An 18,773-nucleotide genomic window follows, 5' to 3' on the forward strand; every position below is an offset into this window, starting at 1 on the left:
CACAAATGGGTACGCCCCTCCGGACCGCGACCGGCCGGAGGGGCGTGCCCTCTCTATGTGGTTCAGCCCCACCCGGTCAGGCGAAGCAGTCCGAAACGTTGAAACAGTTGGTCGGGCGGTTGGCAGTGACCGCGGACTCGTCGTCCAGCGTCACGGTGCCGCCGACGCTGTTGAAGATGCCCCCCGGCTCAAGGGTGGAGAAGTTGTGCGCCACCGTCGTCCGGTGGAGTCTGACCTCGCTCCCGTCGGCGTTGACGATGCCGCCGCCGCGGGCGGACGGACCGACGGCCCGGTTGCCCGCCACTTCGCTGTCGCGCAGCGTGGTGACGCCGTCGTCGTTGTAGAGGCCGGCGCCCCACAAGACCGAGGTGTTGTCCTTGATCCTGCTGCTCTCGATCGTCGCGACGCTGTCGGAGCTCACGAACAGGCCGCCACCCTCGCGAGCGGTGCTGTTCCTGACCACCGTGGCGTCCTTGAGGGTGAGCTGGCTGTCCGCTACCGCGACACCACCACCCTCGAGCACCGCGGTGTTGTCGCCGACCGTCGTCTGGTGCAGCGTCGTGGTGCCCTCGACATCCAGCACGCCGCCGCCGAAGCCGAGCGTCTCGTTGTCGGTGACCTCGCTCTTGTGGACCCAGACCGAACCGCCCGCAACGCCCTCGCCGCCAATCGCCGGCGCGCCGTTGGAGATGCCGCCGCCACCGATGATTGCGGTGTTGTCCTTGATCTTCGACTCGTCGACCTGGAGTACGCCGGCGTTGAAGATGCCGCCGCCGACGAAGAAGGCGGTGTTGTGCGCGACCGTCGTCTTGCTGAGCCTGGTGCTGCCGAAGTTGGCCAGCCCACCGCCGCTGCCGCCGGACTGGTTGTAGAGCAACTCGCTGTCCAGGATCTCCGCCCGTCCACCGGGCTGCACCAGCACCCCGGCCCCGTCGTTGAACCCCGGCTCGTCCACCAGCGGCACCACCGCCGGCCCGGCCGGCGCTGTCACGGCTACCGGTTTGGCCGCTGCTGCCGTTGCTGCGGCCTTGGCTGCTGCTGCGGGGGCCTTGGCTGCTGTTGCTGCGGCCTTGGCTGCCGTGGGCGTGGCCGGCGTTGCTGCTGCGGCCTTGGCTGCTGCGGCCCTGGGCGCCGTGGGTTTGGCCGGGGTTGCTGCCGTTGGGTTGGCTGCGGTGGGCTTGGCCGCGGTTGCCGCCGTGGGCTTCACCGCTGTTGCTGCTGGGGCCTTGGCTGCGGTGGGCGTGGCCGGGATTGCCGCCGTGGTCTTCGCCCCAGTGGGCCTTGCCGCCGTTGCTGCGGACTTCCCGGACGCCGTGCTCGGCGTGCCGGACGTGGCCGCTGGCGTGGTCGCCGGCGCGGTTGCCGTGCCGGCGACGACCGCCGGTTTGCTGGCGGTGAGCGCCGCCTCGTTCGCCGTGCCGGCAGTGACCGCCGGTTTTGTTGCCGCGCCGGCCGCGACGGACCGGACCAGGGCCGAGTAGGGTGCCCAGACCGTCGCCGGGTCGGCGGTCACCGATGGCTGAAGGGTCTGGCCGCCCTTGATGCTCAGACCCTTGACAGTGAGGTGCCCGCCAGCACCGACGTTGAGGATGCGGAAGTAGTCGGCCGTAGCCTCACGGCCGATGGTGGTGTGCTCACCCTTGAGGGTGATGTTCTCGGTGATCACCGGGAGACCGTTGCCGTCCTGGTTGCGGGTCAGCGTGTAGGTGCACCCCTTGGCCAGTTCCAGCACGCCCCCGTCCTCGTTGTTGGCGAACGTGATCGCCTGGATCAGCTTGTCGGTGTCGCACGGGACCTGCCTGGTGCGGTCCTTCTCGCGCTTGTCGTCCGTGCGCTTGTCGTCCGCGCGTTTGTCGTCCGTGCGTTTGTCGTCCTTGCCGGACCGGTCGTCGAAGCCGCTCCAGTCGCCGCCGCTCCACTCGTCCCGGTCGCCGTCCCCGTTGGCGCCGTCCTTCTTGGCACCGTCGTCGTTCGCGCCGCCGGCGTCGCTGACGTTCTGCCGGTTGGTCGACGGCTGCGCGTCGGACACTCGCTCGGATGTGGGCTTGTCGTCCCGGGCGGCCACACCGCCGAGGGCTGCCAAGCCGACCACGCCGGTCAGCCCGGCCACGCCGGCGACCCAGAGCGCCCGCCGTCGTCGTGTCGGCGGAGCTGTCGAAGCCCCGCCGTCGGTACTCGTTACGTCGTTGGACATCAGAGCCTTCCGCCCTTTCCTGCTGCCAGACGGGGTCGCACCACGCGAAGCGTCACGACCAGCCACAAATAGGTTGTAGCCTCCGATCCCCACCGTATGAGAGCCATCCTCGTGATGAGGACTTATCCGAGATAACCCCGCATTCGGCTCAGTTCGGGGCAGGTGTGGTGAGCACGTCGGGGTTGGCACGAAGAGCGCGAGCAGTTCGAGTCCACGCGAACGGTGCTGCTGGCGAACGGAAGTCCGCAGCAGGCGTCGGGCCTCGCCGTCAGGTGCGCGGTGCATCGTGGCGGTCGCGGCAGACGTGGCGGGTGGCCGGTGGGGTGACGCCGCGTCGTGCGGCCGGTGGGGTGGACGCCGCGTCGGGTGCGGGTTGGGCGCGGGTCCTCGTTGCGCGTTGCCGGGCGGCGGTCGCGGGCGCGGGGGTCGACGTCGCGTCGGATGGCAGGCCGGGCGGATGGCAGGCCTGGAAGTCGGGCCGGGCGGATGGCGGGCTGGGTGGGCGGGCGTGATCCACTCGGGTTTCTTGATGACGCGGTATCGACGTGGTCGGGACACCGCGACTTTAAGAAACCCGAGTGGATCACGCGCCGGCGGGAGCAGCCGGGCTCGGTGGGGTGTCGGTTGGGCTGGTGCCGTCAGCCGGGCAGGCGGGGGCCGGCCTCGCGCTGCTCGGCCAGCCAGGTCTCCACCTCGTCGGAGGTGCGTGGCAGCCCGGCCGACAGGTTCACCGCGCCGGTCGCGGTGACCAGCACGTCGTCCTCGATCCGGATGCCGATGCCGCGCAGCTCGGCGGGGACCAGCTCGTCCTCCGGCTGGAAGTACAGGCCGGGCTCGACGGTGAGCACGTAACCCTCGCCCAGCGCCCCGTCGCGGTAGGTCTCCTTGCGGGCGTTGGAGCAGTCGTGCACGTCGATGCCGAGCATGTGGCCGAAGCCGTGCAGCGTCCACCGCCGGTAGACCGTCGACTTCTCGTCCATCGCCTCGTCCACGCTCACCGGCAGCAGACCCAGCTCGGCCAGGCCCTCGGCGAGCACCCGCATGCAGGTCAGGTGGACGTCCTTGAACTTCACCCCGGGCCGGATGGCGTCGATGCCGGCCTGCTGCGAGGCGTACACGATGTCGTAGACCTGGCGTTGCAGGGCGGTGAACCGCCCGCTCACCGGGAGCACCCGGGTCACGTCCGCGGTGTAGAGGTTGCGGCCCTCGACACCCATGTCCATCAGCAGCAGGTCACCCGGCCGGGTGGCGCCGTGGTTGTGCACCCAGTGCAGGATCGTGGCGTGCTCGCCGGCACCGACGATCGAGCTGTACCCGACGTCGTTGCCGTCGTGTCGGGCCCGCAGCGCGAAGATGCCCTCCAACAGCCGCTCGGAGACCGCCCGGTCGGCCGGCAGGATCCGGGCCACGTCCTCGAAGCCGCGCACTGTGGCGTCGATCGCCTCCTGGAGTTGGCCGATCTCCCACTCGTCCTTGACCAGCTTCATCTCCGAGATGGCGATCGCCAACTCCCGGTCGCGGGCCGGCTGGCCCTCGGCGCGGGGCCCGTCGTAGGGGCGGACGGCCGCGTCCACCCCGGCGTCGAAACCACGCAACACCCGGGTACGCCCCGGCGCCAGGTCGGCGAGCGTCGCCTCCAGGCCGGTCAGGTCGGCGGTGGGCAGGCCCAACTCGGTCGACTTCTCGCCGAGGGTGTGCCGCCGGCCCACCCACAGCTCGCCGTTGCGGCTGCGGAAGAACTCGTCGGTCTCCCGGGACGAGCGGGGCCGCATGTACAGCGTCGCGTCGTGCCCGGAGCCGTTGGGGCGCAGGACCAGCACGCTGTCCGCGTCGTGGTCGCCGGTCAGGTAGGCGAAGTCGCTGCCCGGCCGGAACGGGTAGTCGGTGTCGTTGGCCCGGACCTTCTCGGTGCCGGTGGGGATGACAAGGGTCTCGCCGGGGAAGGCCGCGGAGAGTGCCGCCCGCCGCTTGGCGTAGTTGGGCGTCTCCGGGCGGGGCGTCACGGGGAGCGCGGTGTCGCGCCAACCCTGCCGCATGAACGACAGGAACGCCTCCGGGAAGTCCGGATCGTGCGATTCCGTGCCGTCTGTCGGCGTACCGTCGGTGCGTCCCTCGGTCATTGCGCCGCTCCCTCCGCGTCGTTGCTGCTCCCGACCGTACCGCGAGCCCGGTTTCCGCTGCCGCCCACCGGGAGTGGGGTGGATCGACGGACGGCTGCGACGGGTCGACAGCGCGCGTGGAAAGATGGCCACCATGTGCGGACTTCTGGCCTTCTTCAGCGCGAACGGCAACGCCGCAGCGCATCGCGACCACATCGCCGGAGCGTTGGAATGCCTGCACCACCGCGGCCCCGACGAGACAGGGGTCGAGGTGGTCGGCGACGCCTCCGGCCGGTACGCGGACGGCGTGTTCGCCCACAAGCGGCTGGCCATCATCGACGTCGCGTCGAGTCACGAGCCACTGCCGTACGCGAACGGCCGTTACCTGCTCACCTTCAACGGTGAGATCTACAACTACATCGAGCTGCGCGAGGAGCTGATCAGGAACTTCGGCGCCCAGTTCGCCACCGCCGGTGACGGTGAGGTGATCGTCGCGGGCTACCACTTCTGGGGCGAGCAGGTGCTCACCCGGCTGCGTGGCATGTTCGCCTTCGTCATCTGGGACCGGCAGGAGCGGCGCGCGTTCGGTGGCCGGGACTACTTCGGCATCAAGCCGCTGCACTACCTGGAGACCGCCGACGGGCTCTACCTGGCGTCGGAGAAGAAGGCGCTGCTGCCGTTCGCGCACAGCAACTACCAGGGTGACGCGGGTGTCGACGCGGCCAACCTGAGCCACTACCTGACGCTTCAGTACGTGCCGGAGCCCGGCACCCTGCACAAGGGCATCAGCCGGATCGGCTCGGGGGAGTACCTGACCTGGACGCCGGGCGGGCGGATCGACGTACGTCGGTGGTATCGGCCGGTGTTCCGGCCGGCGCCGGTCGACGACGAGCAGAAGCTGTACGACGAGATCCGGGAGACGCTGCGGGAGAGCGTGCGCATGCACATGCGCTCGGACGTGCCGGTGGGCTCGTTCCTGTCCAGCGGCATCGACTCCACAGCGGTGGTCGCGCTGGCCCGGGAGTTCAACCCGAACATCCTCACCTTCACCGTCGGTTACGACGTACCGGGATATTCGGAGATCGACGTCGCCCAGGAGTCGGCCCGGCACCTGGACGTCACCACCATCCCCACCAAGATCGGTCCGCAGGACATGATCGACGCGCTGCCGAAGATCGTCTGGCACCTGGACGACCCGGTGGCCGACCCGGCCCTGGTGCCGCTCTACTTCGTGGCCAAGAAGGCCGCCGAGCACGTCACTGTGGTGCTCTCCGGCGAGGGTGCGGACGAGTTCTTCGGCGGCTACACGATCTACCGGGAGCCGTTGTCGCTGGGGACCGTCAACGGTCTGCCCGGCGGGGTGCAGAAGGGCCTGCGCGCGGTCTCCAAGGCGATCCCGCAGGGAGTCAAGGGCAAGAGCTTCCTGGAGCGTGGCACCACCCCGATCGAGGAGCGCTACTACGGCAACGCGCGGATGTTCACCGAGGAGGAGAAGCAGCACCTGATGCGGCGCTACGACCCCTCGGTGCGCTACACCGACGTGACCGCCCCGATCTACGCCGAGTGCACCGAGCTGGACGACGTCACCAAGATGCAGTACGTCGACCTCTACACCTGGTTGCGGGGCGACATCCTGGTCAAGGCCGACCGGATCTCGATGTCGCACTCGCTGGAGGTGCGGGTGCCGTTCCTCGACCGTGAGGTCTTCGACGTCGCGGCGAAGATCCCGGTGGACCTGAAGTTGCCGCCGCGCTCCGACGCCACGAAGTACGCGATGCGCCAGGCGTTGCAGGGTGTCGTGCCGCCGGCCATCGTCAACCGCAAGAAGCTGGGCTTCCCGACCCCCACCCGGGTCTGGCTGCGCGGCGAGATGTACGAGTGGGCCCGGCACGTGCTAAGCACCTCGGGTGCGGGCGACCTGCTCGATCTGTCGTACGCGCTGCGGCTGCTCGACGAGCACAAGCGGGAGGAGGCTGACCACTCCCGCAAGGTGTGGACGGTGCTGATCTTCTGCATCTGGCACGCGATCTTCGTGGCCAAGACCCTCGACCCGGGCATCCAGCGCAACCAGTCCGCCCTGCTCACGAAGCCGGTCGTCGGTTCGATGGTCCGCTGACACCCGGTTGACCAAGAGGTTTGCGCCATCCGGAGCAGTTCCGGTGACGCAAACCTCTTGGTCATCTCACTGAGCGGTTACTTGCGGGCGCAGGTGACCGTCGGGAGTCCGTTCGTTCCTGTGCTGCTGGCCAGGAAGCCGAACGTGGTGGTGCCCTCCGGTGCGACTGTGCCGTTGTAGTTGACGTTCGTCGCCGTCACCGACGAGCCGGACGACGTCTGTGTGGCGCCCCAGATCTGGCTGATCGCCTGCCCGTTGGGCCAGGTCCACCTCGCGGTCCAGCCGTTGAACGGCGTACTGCCGTGGTTCATGATCGTGACCTCGCCCTGGAAGCCACCCTGCCAGGTGCTGCTCACCTTGTAGACCGCCATGCAGTCACCGCCCGGCGCTGGCGTGGTCGGGTCCGGCGGCGGGGTCGTCGGGTCCGGCGGCGGCGTGGTCGGGTCCGGCGGCGGCGTGGTCGGGTCGGGTGACGGCGAACCGGTGCCGGGGCCCACCCCGGTCACCTGACCGTTGCCGCCGTCGAAGGTCACGTCGGAGCAGCCGAAGAAGTTCTCCTGCGAGTCCGAGCGGACCCAGCGGGAGTAGATGATGTGCCGGCCACTCTTACCCGACGGCAGGTTGCCGCTGAAGTAGTAGTGCCCGTCGTTGCTGCCGACCGAGCCGCGCTGTGGCGGGTTGGTCACCGTCAGGAACGGCTGCTCCAGGTCGCTCCAGGCCAGGGCCCGGGTCGGGCTCCAGCTGTCCTTGGTCACGTAGAAGTAGAACGTGCCCGGGTGGTGCGCCCAGTTGCTGTACTTGAAGTCCAGCCGAGCCCCGGCGGTCAGGTGGGTCAGCGGCCAGTCGGTGCGCGGCAGGTCGTAGCCGCGGAAACCGGTGGCGCCGCCGCTGCACAGCTGCCCGTCCGGGATGAAGCCGGTGGTGCGGCCGCCAGCGTCGGAACGCAGCACGCTGAACCAGTTGTAGAGCGAGTTGGCCCCGCTCTGCGCCACCGCGGCGGAGCACGCGGGGTTGTTCGGCCTGATCTCACCGGTCTGGCTGCGGCCGTCCTGCCAGCACAGGTAGGTGCGGCTGCCCGGCGTCATCGCCGCGCCGTGCGCGGCGGCCGGCTGGGGACTGGACGCCAGGGCGACAGCGCCCAGCGCGAAGGTCATGGCCGCGGTGAGCACCCCGGCCATACGGGAACGGTTCACGGGTTCTCCTGACTCGCGAGGCGCGCTGCTTGAGCCGCCCCGTCGCGATCGGGTGGGATGTGGCCTGCTCGCCCCGCTGATGAGAGCGGTGCGGTGAGCACAGCGGACGTGTCCCGGCGGAAAATTGGCCGGTGGACGTGCGCCATCAACGGTCCGGTCAGGACCGGCGCCCTCGCGTGTGACGAACCCGGCAACCGGCGGCGCCGCAGCCCTCGCACCGCCCGGTACACCTCATCCCACCACGCCGCGCGGTCGCGCGCAATAGTCGTTCCTCGATGAATGAGTTGACCCACCGGCCGCCCTCGAACGCCATATCCTGCCAACGGGGACGACGCGACGAAGGGGCGACGGCGGTGCCGGACGTGTTCGACGAGGTGCACCGCCGGTGCCGCGCCGGTGAACCTGTCGCGGTGGCCACCGTCGTGGCCACCTGGCGCTCCGCGCCCCAGCCGCCCGGCGCGACAATGGCGGTCGCCGTCGACGGCACTGTCACCGGCAGCGTCTCCGGCGGCTGCGTCGAGGCCGACCTCTACGAACGGTCCCGCCGCGTCCTGGACACCGGCACACCCGAGCTGATCCGCTACGGCATCGGCGACGACGACGCGTACACCGTGGGCCTGACCTGCGGCGGCCTCCTCGACGTGTTCGTGGAACGCGTCGACGGCAGCGCGCTGCCGCAGGTGGAGGCGGTCGCCGCCGCCCGCCGCGGCGGCCGACCGGCAGCAGTGGTCACCTGCGTGGCGGCCGATGCCGGCGACCCGCCGGGCGCGGTGCCGACCGATCCGGCTCGCCGGTTGGGTCGGCGGCTGGTGCTGACCGGCCAGCGGCCGACGACCGCGCCGACGACGACCCCGCGACCACCTGTCGCGATCGGCTCGCTGGGTGACGACCGGCTCGACGACGCCGCCCGCGTCGACGCGCTCGGGCTGCTGGCCGCCGGGCACAGCGGGATGCTCCGGTACGGCTACCACGGGCAGCGCCGGGGCAGCGGCATCAGCCTCTTCGTGACCGCGTACGCCACCCCGCCCCGGATGATCGTCTTCGGGGCGATCGACTTCGCCGCCGCGGTGGCCCGGATCGGCGCGTTCCTCGGCTACCGGGTCACCGTCTGCGACGCCCGGCCGGTCTTCACCACGGCTCGGCGCTTCCCCGAGGCCGACGAGGTGGTGGTGCGGTGGCCGCACCAGTACCTGCGGACGGAGCTGGACGCGGGCCGGGCCGACGGGCGGACTGTGGTGTGCGTCCTCACCCACGACCCGAAGTTCGACGTGCCGTTGTTGGAGGTGGCGTTGCGCCACCGGCTGGCGTACGTCGGTGCGATGGGTTCGCGGCGCACCCACGACGAGCGGCACAAGCTGCTGCGCGAGGCGGGGCTCACCGCGGCGCAACTCGCCCGGCTCGCGTCCCCGATCGGGTTGGACCTCGGTGGTCGTACCCCGGAGGAGACAGCGGTGAGTGTGGCCGCGCAGATCGTCGCGGCCCGCTGGGGCGGCAGCGGTCGCCCCCTCGCCGCGCTCGACGGGCCGGTCCACCCGCCGGAGTAGCGCGCGCCGGTGCGCCGCCTTCGGCGCCCGGCGGACCGTGCGCTGTGCCAGCCTGGTGGCACGGCGATCGGCTCGGTGCGGCGGCCGGTGGTGGGCGACGACGAGAGGAACGGCATGGGGTACGCGGTGGTGCTCGGCGAGGCGCTCGTCGACCTGCTCGACAGCGAGCGCGACGGGGAGCGGGTCTACCGGCAGACGATCGGCGGCGGGCCGCTCAACGTCGCCGTCGGGGTGGCCCGCCTCGGTGGCGCGGCACAGTTCGTCGGCTCGCTCGGCGACGACGCGCTGGGCGGCCGGATCCGCGCCTTCCTGACCTCGGCCGATGTCGGGGTGGCCGGTGCGGTGACGGTGGCGGCGCCGACCACGCTCGCGGTGGTCACCTACGCCGGGCCGGAACCCGACTTCCGCTTCTACGGCGAGCCGCCGTCCTACGGCCTGCTCGGTCCCGACGATCTGGACCTCGCGCTCGTCGAGGGCGCCGACGTGCTCTCCTGCGGCTCCATCGCGCTGCTCCAACCCGCCACGCTGGCCGCCGCCCGACGCGCCTGGTCGCTCGCCACCGGTCTGCGGGTCTTCGACCCGAACGTGCGTCCTCGGCTGCTGGACGGGCCGGCGGCGCTGGAGGGGCTGCGCGAGGTGGTGGCCGAGTTCGCCGCTGGCGCGCACCTGGTCAAGCTGAGCGCCGCGGACGCCGGGCTGCTCTACCCGGGCGAACCGGTCGAGGGGGTGGCCGCGTACCTGCGCGAACTGGGTGCCGCCACGGTGGTGGTGACGCTCGGCGCGGCGGGTGCGGTGCTGGCCGCCGCCGACGCCGACCCGGTCCGGGTGCCGGCCCCGAAGGTCGACGCGATCGACGCCACCGGCGCCGGCGACTCGGTGCTGGCCGCGCTGATCGCCGACCTGCTCACCGACGGTGAACCGGACTTCCCGGCGGGTTGGGTCGAGCGAGTGGCGTTCGCGCTGCGGGTGGCGGGCCTGGTCTGCGAAAGCCCCGGCGCTGCCACCGCCATGCCCACCCGCGCCGATGTGGACCGCCGCTTCCCGGCCTAGCTGTGCTGCCCGGCGTGCCCCCGCGCGGCTCCGGCGTGCCCTCGCGCGCCCCCCGCCGCTTGCGCGCGCGGATCTTGCACTTTCGGTCGCTGCGTTGGCGGCATTTGTGGGTTTTTGTCGCGGCAGAAACTGCAAGATCACGGTGCTGGGGGCGTGGGTGCGGCGGGTTAGGGGGTGCCGTCCAGCTCGTTGTAGCCGCGGCGGGCGGCGATCAGGGCGGCACGGGCGCCGAAGGGCGCCTCGGCGGCCACCCTCTCCGGCGGGGCGCTGCCGGTGTGCGCGGCCCGGATCAGCCAGGCCAGCTTCACCAGGTCGGCGTGTTGGGCGCGGACGAAATCGACGTCCACCGGATCGCCGTGGCCCGGCACCACCACCGTGCGCGCGGTGGTCAGCCGCAGCAGGTCCGCGACCGCGTCCGGCCACCGCAGGGGGTACGAGTCCTCGAAGGCGGGCGGGCCACTCTGCTCCACCAGGTCCCCGGCGATCAACACATCGGCGTCCGGCACGTGCACCACCAGGTCGGCCTCGGTGTGCCCCCGCCCCGGGTGGCGCAGCAGCACCCGTCGACCACCCAGGTCGAGCGACGTCTCGATCCGCACGGTGTGCGTCGGGGCGAGCAGTGGGGTGTCGGCCAGTTCGGCGGCGAGGCCCGGGTGCTCCGCGCGCACCTCCTCGTACGCCTCCCGGCGCAGCCGCTCCGGCTCCGTGCGTAACGCCGTGGCGGCCAGCTCGTGCGCGTACACCGGGCGGGGTGGGTCGCCGGCCAGGACCGCGTTGCCGAAGCAGTGGTCGTAGTGGTGATGGGTGTTGACGAGCGTCAACGGGCGGTCGGTGACCGCCCGGACGGCGGCGGCCAGCCCGGCGGCCTGGGCGGCCGACGAGAGCGTGTCCACCAGGAGCGCCTCGTCGTCGCCGACGACCAGTGTGACGTTGACCCGCAGCAGCGGCTCGCGGAGGACGTGCACCCGGTCGGCGACCTCGACGAAACCGGCCGTCACGACGCCCGCCCGGCCCGTTCGACGAAGCGTTGCCGGTCCACCAGTATCCGGTCCACCCGGCCCCGCGCCACCGTCTGGTCACCGTCGCTGACGGTGACCTCGAACGACAGCCGGCGACCGTCGACCGTCGCCAGCAGGGCCTGCGCCCGGACCGTCCGGCCCACAACTGTCGGTGCCAGGTGCTCCAGCTCGACGCGGGTACCCACCGTCGTCGACCCCGCCGGCATCCGGGTCGCCGTCGCCGCGACGGTGGCGGCCTCGGCCAGCGCGAGCACCCGGGGAGTGCCGAGCACCGGTACGTCCCCCGAACCGACCGCCTGGGCGGTGTCCGTGTCGGTGACGGTCAACTCGACCTGGGCCGTCAGACCCGGCGCGAAGGCCGGCTCGGGCTGCTCCTGCATGCTCGCCAGCCTAGGTGCTCGCCGGACACGTCGGGCACGCGCCCGGCGATCCGGGCGCACCCACCCCGCAACGACCACCGGGGTGGTCCCCGTCGGTCGATGCCGTACCCGTCGTTAACCTTGACCCCGATGGCCGTCGTGACTGACCCCCAGCCCCCCGCCCGGACCGACCCGCCCGCGCCCGGCGACGGGGGTCGTCGGCGCGTCGTCGCCATGAGCGTGTGGGCGGTCGTCTTCGTCGCCGCGTGGCTGGCGATCGGGCTGCCCACCGACCCCACGTACGCCTTCGTCTGGATCTGGGCCGCGACGATCGCCTGGAACAGCGACCGGCCGTGGCGCAGTCACCTGCGCTTCGCCCGGGACTGGGTGCCGGTGGTGCTGCTGTTCGTCGTCTACAACCTGTCGCGTGGGTTCGCCGACAACGGGGCCACCCCGCACGCGATGGAGTTGATCGTCGCCGACCGGTTCATGTTCGGCTGGGCCACCGGCGGCGAGGTGCCCACCGTCTGGTTGCAGCAGCACCTCTACCACCCGCAGGTGCACTGGTGGGACATCGCCGCGAGCTGGGTGTACTTCTCGCACTTCGTCGTCGCGCTGACCGCCGCCGCGGTGCTGTGGCTGCGCGACCGGCACCGGTGGGCCGCGTACATGCGGCGCTGGGGCTTCCTCTGCGCCGCCGGCCTGGTGACCTACTTCATCTACCCGGCCGCCCCGCCCTGGTGGGCTGCACAGAACGGCCTGCTCACCGAGGTCGCCCGAATCTCCACCCGGGGCTGGAAGGCGTTCGGCATGCACGGTGCCGGCAACGTGCTCAACGCCGGCCAGATCGCGTCCAACCCGGTCGCCGCGATGCCGTCGCTGCACACCGCGTGGGCGCTGTTCGTGGTGCTGTTCTTCCTGACCAGCACCCGCCGCCGCTGGTGGCCGCTGCTGCTCGCGTACCCGCTGGCGATGACCTTCACCCTGGTCTACTCGGGTGAGCACTATGTGATCGACGTGCTGGTCGGCTGGGCGTACGTGGGGCTGACCTTCCTGGCGGTCGGCCTGGCCGAGCGTGGTTGGGCCGCGTGGCGCGTCCGCCACCCGCACGCCAAGGCTGCCACGGAACCCCCACCGAAGCCCGCCGACCCTCCCGCATCACGAGAACCAGACACGACCCCCCACCCCGCAGTCCCCGCCGACCACTAACACCCACCCACCCCACCCCTCGGCCCCCAGCCCAGCCCAGCCCGGCACCGGGGGCGGGGCGGGGCGAGCGGGGCGGGCGGGGGTGGAGCAGGGGGTGGGGTCAGGGTTGGGTGTGGGCGCGGTGGGATCGGGCGGTTAGGTCGGCCGCCATCGTCCAGGCCTCCGCCAGGTTCCGGTCCTGGGCTGTGGCACCGGATCCGCCCGCGGTGTCCGCGTGCACGGAGGCCAGGCCCAGGCGGCGCTGGAGGGGCCCCTGCACCACCCGCACGCTCTGAATGCGGGCGTACGGCACGATCACCAACTGCCGCGTGAGCCGCCCGGACCGGGTGACGAACACCTTGTCGAACAGCCCCGCGCCGAACGCCTCGCGGCCCAGCGGATGCAGCCAACGGGTCCGCCGCGGCGGCGGGGTCAGCGGGAGCATGTCGAGGCGTACCCCGGGCAGCACCTCGGCGACGATCATCGTCGCCGTCGGCAGGTCACCGACCGGCAGTAGCCGGTCGGGTCGGTTGCGGTCGTCGGCCTCGGCGACGGAATAACCCGCGACCTCCAGGCGCAGCCGCAGCCAGCCCTTCACCCGCCAGAGCAGCGGCCAGGTGGCCCGCACGGTCTGCACCCGCGCCAGCGGGACGGTCTGCGCCCGCGTCTCCAACAGGCCGTTGTGCACCCGCAGCGTGCCGCCGTCGCGGGCCAGCCGGAAGTTCCAGTCGTCGAGGACCCGGCGGATCGGTTGCAGCAGCACGCCGGCCATCGCGGTCAGCGTGCTCGCCACCGCCACGAACGACCACGACCCCGCCGTGACGAACTGCACCACGACGAAGGCCACACCGAACGGGAGCAGGAACGCCTGCGGAGTGAGCAGTTGGCTGACCAGCAGGTTCTGGTTGCGTACCGCGTGCAGTGGCCGGCCCGGCACGGCCACCGGTGGCGCCGCCGCCCCCGAGACCACCGCGGGCGCCGCGTGGCCCGGCCCGGTCTGCTGCGTCACCCGCCCGGCCAGCGCCAGCAACCGCTCGCGCAGCCGGGCCGCGTCGGCCACCCCGAGGTACGCCAGTGGCGCCTCGGTCTTGCCGCCGCCGACCACTTCCAGGCGCAGCTCGGCCAGGCCGGTGAGCTGGGCGAGCAGTGGCCGGACCACCTCCACGGCCTGTAGCCGCTCCAACGGGATGGCTCGGGTACGCCGCCAGAGCAGCCCCTCGTACACCCGTAGTTCGCGACCCACCACGTGGTAGCCGGTGTTGTACCAGCTGATCACCGACAGCACTGTCGCGCCGAGCGCCAGCACCCCCACCATGGCGGCGAACCAGCCGAAGCCGACCCGGGACAGCGTCGACCACGACAACCCGGCGATGACCACGAACAGGGACTTGGCTCCGTGCAGCAGGGGGCTGAGCGGGTGCAGCCGCTGCCGGGGCTCGCTGTCGCCACCGCCGGGGGACGCCGGCCACGGGGCGTGCTCTGCCGGTGGCACCGGCCCGTGGAGCGCCGCGTCAGCGGGTGGCACCGGAGCGTGCTCCGCCGGTGGCATTGGCCCGTGGAGGGGCGCGTCAGTCGGTGGCACCGACCCGTGCGGCGGTGGGCCCACGGGTGGCGCGGTGCTCGGCTCGGCGGGACCGTCGCTCATCGGGCCGGCCCTCGGCGCGGTCGGTGCTCCACGCCGGACGCGCCCGCTCTGCCGCGGTGCCACCGCGACCAACCCGCCGCAGTGCTCACAGCCCCTCCGCCCGGTCCTCGCCGAGGGCGGTGAGCCGGTCGCGGAGCCGGGCCGCCTCCGCCGGGCGCAGCCCGGGCACCCGGGCGTCGCTCGCCGCCGCGGCCGTGTGCAACTGCACTGTGGCGAGGTCGAAGGCGCGCTCCAACGGGCCGGCGCTGACGTCGACGAACTGCATCCGCGAATAGGGCACGATGGAGAGCCGGCGGACCAGCAGCCCGTGCCGGACCAGCAGGTCGGCATGCCTCTCGGCGTACCCCCAGGCCCGTACCGCGCGGCCGATCGCGACGGCCCGCCACACGCCGAGCAGCAGCACGACGGCGAGGGCGAGCCCGAACAGCCAGTGATCGCTCAACACCCAGCCGACCCCTGTCGCCGCCAGTGCGATGGCCACGACGATCGCCAGGCGGATCAGCTCGACCCAGATCAGGTCGGTGGAGATCGGCTGCCAGTGGACCGTGTCCGGCCAGGGCTCCAGCGGCCCCCGGCCAGCCGGTGCAGCCGTCGGGGCGTCGGATCCGGGAGGTGGTGGGGCGCCGGGGGTGCTCACGTGTCGAGCGTAGGCGATCCGGACACCGGAGTGACGGCACGCAGGAAGCCGCGAGCGTCCAGGAAGTCACCGAGGCTGGTCCGGTGTGCGGCGCAGGCCAGCCAGGTCTTGCGTCGGTCGACGTGGTGCAACCGGGGATTGTTCCACTCCAGGGCCCACACCGCCTTTGCTCGGCAGGCGCGGGCCGAGCAGACGAGGGCGTCGTCGGCGCTGGAGGGAGTGCTCATCCCGGCCAGTCTAGGGTGGCCGGACGGAGAGTTAGAGCGCCGGGCGGCCACGGGGGGAGCCGCCCGGCGACGGGGTGAATCGTACACGCGACAGCCCGGTCCTTGTACACCCTCGACGCGCAATTCGGATGCCCGGGGTGGCGCGGCGAAAATCGGCTTCTCCCCACCTCGACACTCAGCAAGGCGTGCGAGTCTTGATACCGCACGAGCCACGACGACCGACAAACGCTGTGGAGGACCGGTGGCCCAGCCGACCATGCCCGACGCTCCGACGCCGAACGGAGCGGCACCCGCGCCGGTTACCACACCGGCGCAGGACGCCACCCTGCTGGAGAAGGGCCTGTTCGAGATCAAGAAGGTGATCGTCGGGCAGGACCGGATGGTGGAGCGGATGTTCGTCGCGCTGCTCGCCCGTGGTCACTGCCTGCTCGAAGGGGTGCCCGGGGTCGCCAAGACCCTGGCGGTGGAGACCCTCGCCAAGGTGGTCGGCGGGTCCTTCGCCCGGGTGCAGTTCACCCCGGACCTGGTGCCGGCGGACATCATGGGCACCCGCATCTATCGGCAGTCCAGCGAGAAGTTCGACGTCGAACTGGGCCCGGTCTTCGTCAACTTCCTGCTCGCCGACGAGATCAACCGGGCTCCGGCGAAGGTGCAGTCCGCGTTGCTGGAGGTGATGAGCGAGCGGCAGGTGTCCATCGGCGGCGAGAGCCACCGGGTGCCCGATCCGTTCCTGGTGATGGCCACCCAGAACCCGATCGAGCAGGAGGGCGTCTACCCCCTGCCGGAGGCGCAGCGGGACCGGTTCCTCATGAAGATCGTGGTGGGCTACCCGACCGACGCGGAGGAACGCGAGATCGTCTACCGGATGGGGGTGGCGGCGCCCGAGCCGACAGCGGTCTTCGACACACCCGAGCTGATCGCCCTGCAACGCAAGGCGGACCAGGTCTTCGTGCACAACGCCCTTGTCGACTACGCGGTGCGGCTGGTGCTGGCGACCCGCGCCCCGGCCGAGCACGGCATGCCCGACGTCGCGCAACTGATCCAGTACGGGGCCAGCCCGCGCGCCTCGCTGGGCCTGGTCCGGGCGACGCGGGCGCTGGCGCTGCTGCGGGGACGCGACTACGCCCTGCCGCAGGACGTGCAGGACATCGCACCGGACATCCTGCGGCACCGGTTGGTGCTCAGCTACGACGCGCTCGCCGACGACGTGCCCGCCGACCACATCGTGCACCGGGTGATGTCGACGATCCCCCTGCCGGCTGTCGCTCCCCGCCAGCAGGCCACCGGATCGCCGGCCGCGCCGCCGCCGGGGGCTGGCTGGCCCGGGCAGCGGCCGTGACCTCACCCACCCCTCGTCCCGCCGCCGACCGCAGCGAGGCCGTGCTGTCCCGGCTGCAACTACTCGTCACCCGCAAACTCGACGGCCTGTTGCAGGGCGACTACGCCGGTCTGCTGCCCGGACCGGGCAGCGAGGCGGGCGAGTCCCGGGAGTACCGCCCCGGCGACGACGTGCGCCGGATGGACTGGCCGGTCACCGCACGGACCACCACACCCCACGTGCGGCGTACGGTCGCCGACCGGGAATTGGAGACCTGGCTCGCGCTGGACCTCTCCGCCAGCCTGGACTTCGGCACCGGGCAGTGGCTCAAACGGGAGGTGGTGGTGGCAGCGGCTGCCGCCATCACCCACCTGACAGTGCGTGGCGGCAACCGGATCGGCGCGGTGATCGGCACCGGCGGCGGCGTGTCCGCACCGGCCCGCCGCTGGCGCGGCCAGCCACCACCGCCGGCCGGTCCCGGGGTGCTCACCCGGCTGCCGGCCCGCTCCGGCCGCAAGGAGGCGCAGGGGCTGCTGCGTACCGTCGCCGGCACCACCATCCAGCCGGGTCGTGGTGACCTCGGTGCCCTTGTCGAGATGCTCAACCGTCCGCCTCGCCGGCGCGGGGTGGTCGTGGTGATCTCGGACTTCCTCGCGCCGGCCGAGCAGTGGGCCCGGCCGATGCGCAAGCTGCGGGTCCGCCACGACGTGCTCGCGATCGAGGTGATCGACCCGCGCGAGCTGGAGCTGCCCGACGTGGGCGTGCTGCCGGTGGTCGACCCGGAGAGCGGTGAGCTGCACGAGGTGCAGACCGCCGATCCACGGCTGCGGCAGCGCTACGCCGAGGCGGCGAGCGCCCAACGGGCCACTGTCGCCGCCGCCCTGCGCGGCGCCGGCGCGGCCCACCTGCGTCTGCGTACGGACCGAGACTGGCTGCTGGACATGGTGCGATTCGTGGCCGCGCAGCGGCACGCGCGTACCAGGGGGACGACACGATGATCCGTTTCATGCAACCGTGGTGGCTGCTGGCCGTCCTGCCGGTGCTCGCCCTCGCGGCGTTCTACGTGTGGCGGCAGCTTCACCGCCGGGCGTTCGCGGTGCGGTTCACCAATGTGGACCTGCTGCGTACCGTGGCGCCGAAGGGGCTCGGCTGGCGTCGGCACGTCCCGGCGACCGCGTTCCTGCTCTGCCTGCTGGTGTTGGCCACGGCACTGGCCCGGCCGGCGGTGGACACCAGGGAGCCGCTGGAGCGGGCCACGGTGATGCTCGCCATCGACGTGTCGCTGTCGATGCAGGCCGACGACGTGGCACCGAACCGGCTGGAGGCGGCCCAGGAGGCGGCCAAGCAGTTCGTCGGTGAGCTGCCGAAGAGCTACAACCTGGGCCTCGTGTCGTTCGCCAAGGCGGCGAACGTGCTGGTGCCGCCGGGCAAGGACCGGGACGCGGTGACGAGCGCGATCGACGGTCTGGTGCTGGCCGAGGCGACCGCGACCGGCGAGGCGGTGTTCACCTGCCTGGAGGCGATCCGGTCGGTGCCGGCCGACGGCGCGGCGGGCGTTCCGCCGGCACGGATCGTGCTGCTCTCCGACGGGTTCCGCACCTCCGGCCGGGCGGTGGAGGAGGCGGCGGCGGCGGCCCAGGCGGCAAACGTCCCGGTCTCCACTATCGCGTTCGGCACCGACACCGGCCAGGTCGACATCGGTGGAACGTTACAGCGGGTGCCGGTGGACCGGTTGGCCCTGGCCGAGCTTGCCGAGACCACCGAGGGCTACTTCTACGAGGCGGCCTCGGTGAGTGAGCTGAAGCAGGTCTACCAGGACATGGGCAGCTCGATCGGCTTCCGGACCGAGCCGCGCGAGGTGACCCAGTGGTACGCCGGGTTGGCGCTGCTGTTGGCGCTCTGCGCCGGCGCGCTCAGCCTGCTGTGGTCGTCGCGGATGATCTGAGCGGTGGACCGGCGGCGGTCACCGACCGCCGCCGGCTCGGTGGCCGCCGGCCAGGACCCGGCTCAGTGGCCCGGCCGGTCGGTGCCCGGCTCAGTGGCCCGGCCGGTCGGCACTCGGCTCAGTGGCCGCCGCCGGCCAGCACGAAGACGATGGCCACCCAGACGGCGGCGAGGGTGAAGCCCAGCGGGGCGGCGTAGCGGCTCATGGACGGCTCCGGGTGGCGGCTGGACGGTCCGCGT

At 72.1% G+C, this 18,773-nt stretch carries 15 protein-coding genes; 7 read left to right on the top strand and 8 right to left on the bottom strand.

Translation table 11 applies throughout. The features are described from left to right. Positions 1 to 76: 76 nt before the first annotated feature. On the bottom strand, positions 77 to 2,194 hold the full coding sequence (locus AB0A95_RS23910) for a hypothetical protein (RefSeq protein ID WP_357557980.1): 2,118 nt from the start codon (positions 2,192 to 2,194) through the stop codon (positions 77 to 79). Between the two features lie 638 nt (positions 2,195 to 2,832). Next, positions 2,833 to 4,314 carry an aminopeptidase P family protein gene (locus tag AB0A95_RS23915; protein WP_357557981.1) on the bottom strand — a complete coding sequence of 494 codons (1,482 nt, stop codon included), beginning with the start codon at positions 4,312 to 4,314 and terminating at the stop codon, positions 2,833 to 2,835. A gap of 133 nt (positions 4,315 to 4,447) precedes the next feature. Here AB0A95_RS23915 and asnB point away from each other — a divergent pair, with 133 nt between their 5' ends. Continuing rightward, positions 4,448 to 6,409, top strand: a complete 1,962-nt coding sequence (gene asnB / locus AB0A95_RS23920; RefSeq protein WP_357557983.1) for an asparagine synthase (glutamine-hydrolyzing) — start codon at positions 4,448 to 4,450, stop codon at positions 6,407 to 6,409. A gap of 77 nt (positions 6,410 to 6,486) precedes the next feature. Here the strand turns inward: asnB and AB0A95_RS23925 are convergent, their stop codons facing one another. Next, the gene (locus tag AB0A95_RS23925) at positions 6,487 to 7,563 is read right to left on the bottom strand and encodes a lytic polysaccharide monooxygenase (protein WP_357558022.1); all 1,077 of its coding nucleotides are present in this window, start codon (positions 7,561 to 7,563) and stop codon (positions 6,487 to 6,489) included. Positions 7,564 to 7,955: 392 nt separating this feature from the next. On the opposite strand from AB0A95_RS23925, the gene AB0A95_RS23930 reads away from it, so the two are divergent. Next, a complete protein-coding gene (locus tag AB0A95_RS23930) occupies positions 7,956 to 9,146 on the top strand; it encodes an XdhC/CoxI family protein (protein WP_357557985.1) in 1,191 nt (396 codons plus the stop codon). A 114-nt stretch (positions 9,147 to 9,260) separates the two neighbouring features. Beyond that, complete coding sequence (locus AB0A95_RS23935) at positions 9,261 to 10,196, top strand: PfkB family carbohydrate kinase (RefSeq protein ID WP_357558023.1); 936 nt, start codon at positions 9,261 to 9,263, stop codon at positions 10,194 to 10,196. Between the two features lie 167 nt (positions 10,197 to 10,363). Here the strand turns inward: AB0A95_RS23935 and AB0A95_RS23940 are convergent, their stop codons facing one another. Continuing rightward, positions 10,364 to 11,194: an MBL fold metallo-hydrolase gene (locus tag AB0A95_RS23940; protein WP_357557986.1), complete on the bottom strand. Its 831-nt coding sequence runs from the start codon at positions 11,192 to 11,194 to the stop codon at positions 10,364 to 10,366. Then, complete coding sequence (locus AB0A95_RS23945; protein WP_357557988.1) at positions 11,191 to 11,595, bottom strand: hotdog domain-containing protein; 405 nt, start codon at positions 11,593 to 11,595, stop codon at positions 11,191 to 11,193. Before AB0A95_RS23945 ends, AB0A95_RS23940 begins: the two co-directional genes overlap by 4 nt. Before the next feature lie 129 nt (positions 11,596 to 11,724). Here AB0A95_RS23945 and AB0A95_RS23950 point away from each other — a divergent pair, with 129 nt between their 5' ends. Continuing rightward, positions 11,725 to 12,783, top strand: coding sequence for a phosphatase PAP2 family protein (locus AB0A95_RS23950; protein WP_357557989.1), 1,059 nt, complete (start codon positions 11,725 to 11,727; stop codon positions 12,781 to 12,783). 100 nt (positions 12,784 to 12,883) lie between these two features. Here the strand turns inward: AB0A95_RS23950 and AB0A95_RS23955 are convergent, their stop codons facing one another. The 3 genes from AB0A95_RS23955 to AB0A95_RS23965 all read right to left on the bottom strand — a co-directional run bounded on the left by AB0A95_RS23955 (position 12,884) and on the right by AB0A95_RS23965 (position 15,271). Next, complete coding sequence (locus AB0A95_RS23955; protein WP_357558024.1) at positions 12,884 to 14,311, bottom strand: PH domain-containing protein; 1,428 nt, start codon at positions 14,309 to 14,311, stop codon at positions 12,884 to 12,886. A gap of 181 nt (positions 14,312 to 14,492) precedes the next feature. Beyond that, a complete protein-coding gene (locus AB0A95_RS23960) occupies positions 14,493 to 14,972 on the bottom strand; it encodes a PH domain-containing protein (RefSeq protein WP_357558025.1) in 480 nt (159 codons plus the stop codon). A 68-nt stretch (positions 14,973 to 15,040) separates the two neighbouring features. Further along, the gene (locus tag AB0A95_RS23965; RefSeq protein ID WP_357557990.1) at positions 15,041 to 15,271 is read right to left on the bottom strand and encodes a hypothetical protein; all 231 of its coding nucleotides are present in this window, start codon (positions 15,269 to 15,271) and stop codon (positions 15,041 to 15,043) included. A gap of 241 nt (positions 15,272 to 15,512) precedes the next feature. On the opposite strand from AB0A95_RS23965, the gene AB0A95_RS23970 reads away from it, so the two are divergent. Genes AB0A95_RS23970 through AB0A95_RS23980 form a run of 3 tightly spaced genes read left to right on the top strand, consistent with a single transcriptional unit; the run spans position 15,513 to position 18,534 of the window. Further along, on the top strand, positions 15,513 to 16,610 hold the full coding sequence (locus tag AB0A95_RS23970; RefSeq protein ID WP_357557992.1) for a MoxR family ATPase: 1,098 nt from the start codon (positions 15,513 to 15,515) through the stop codon (positions 16,608 to 16,610). After that, a complete protein-coding gene (locus AB0A95_RS23975; RefSeq protein ID WP_357558026.1) occupies positions 16,589 to 17,587 on the top strand; it encodes a DUF58 domain-containing protein in 999 nt (332 codons plus the stop codon). Before AB0A95_RS23970 ends, AB0A95_RS23975 begins: the two co-directional genes overlap by 22 nt. Continuing rightward, entirely contained in the window at positions 17,584 to 18,534 is a 951-nt protein-coding gene (locus tag AB0A95_RS23980) for a VWA domain-containing protein (protein ID WP_357557994.1), read from the top strand. The genes AB0A95_RS23975 and AB0A95_RS23980 overlap by 4 nt, the downstream gene beginning before the upstream one ends. Positions 18,535 to 18,773 lie beyond the last annotated feature (239 nt).

It is taken from the genome of Micromonospora sp. NPDC049230 (assembly GCF_040647875.1).
Classification (GTDB): domain Bacteria; phylum Actinomycetota; class Actinomycetes; order Mycobacteriales; family Micromonosporaceae; genus Micromonospora.

Coding starts and splice junctions, on each gene's coding strand:
- AB0A95_RS23910 (WP_357557980.1), bottom strand. CDS start 2,194: ATGTCCAACGACGTAACGAGTACCGACGGCGGGGCTTCGACAGCTCCG.
- AB0A95_RS23945 (WP_357557988.1), bottom strand. CDS start 11,595: ATGCAGGAGCAGCCCGAGCCGGCCTTCGCGCCGGGTCTGACGGCCCAG.
- AB0A95_RS23955 (WP_357558024.1), bottom strand. CDS start 14,311: ATGCCACCGGCGGAGCACGCTCCGGTGCCACCCGCTGACGCGGCGCTC.
- AB0A95_RS23935 (WP_357558023.1), top strand. CDS start 9,261: ATGGGGTACGCGGTGGTGCTCGGCGAGGCGCTCGTCGACCTGCTCGAC.
- AB0A95_RS23925 (WP_357558022.1), bottom strand. CDS start 7,563: ATGACCTTCGCGCTGGGCGCTGTCGCCCTGGCGTCCAGTCCCCAGCCG.
- AB0A95_RS23915 (WP_357557981.1), bottom strand. CDS start 4,314: ATGACCGAGGGACGCACCGACGGTACGCCGACAGACGGCACGGAATCG.
- AB0A95_RS23950 (WP_357557989.1), top strand. CDS start 11,725: ATGGCCGTCGTGACTGACCCCCAGCCCCCCGCCCGGACCGACCCGCCC.
- AB0A95_RS23965 (WP_357557990.1), bottom strand. CDS start 15,271: ATGAGCACTCCCTCCAGCGCCGACGACGCCCTCGTCTGCTCGGCCCGC.
- asnB (WP_357557983.1), top strand. CDS start 4,448: ATGTGCGGACTTCTGGCCTTCTTCAGCGCGAACGGCAACGCCGCAGCG.
- AB0A95_RS23980 (WP_357557994.1), top strand. CDS start 17,584: ATGATCCGTTTCATGCAACCGTGGTGGCTGCTGGCCGTCCTGCCGGTG.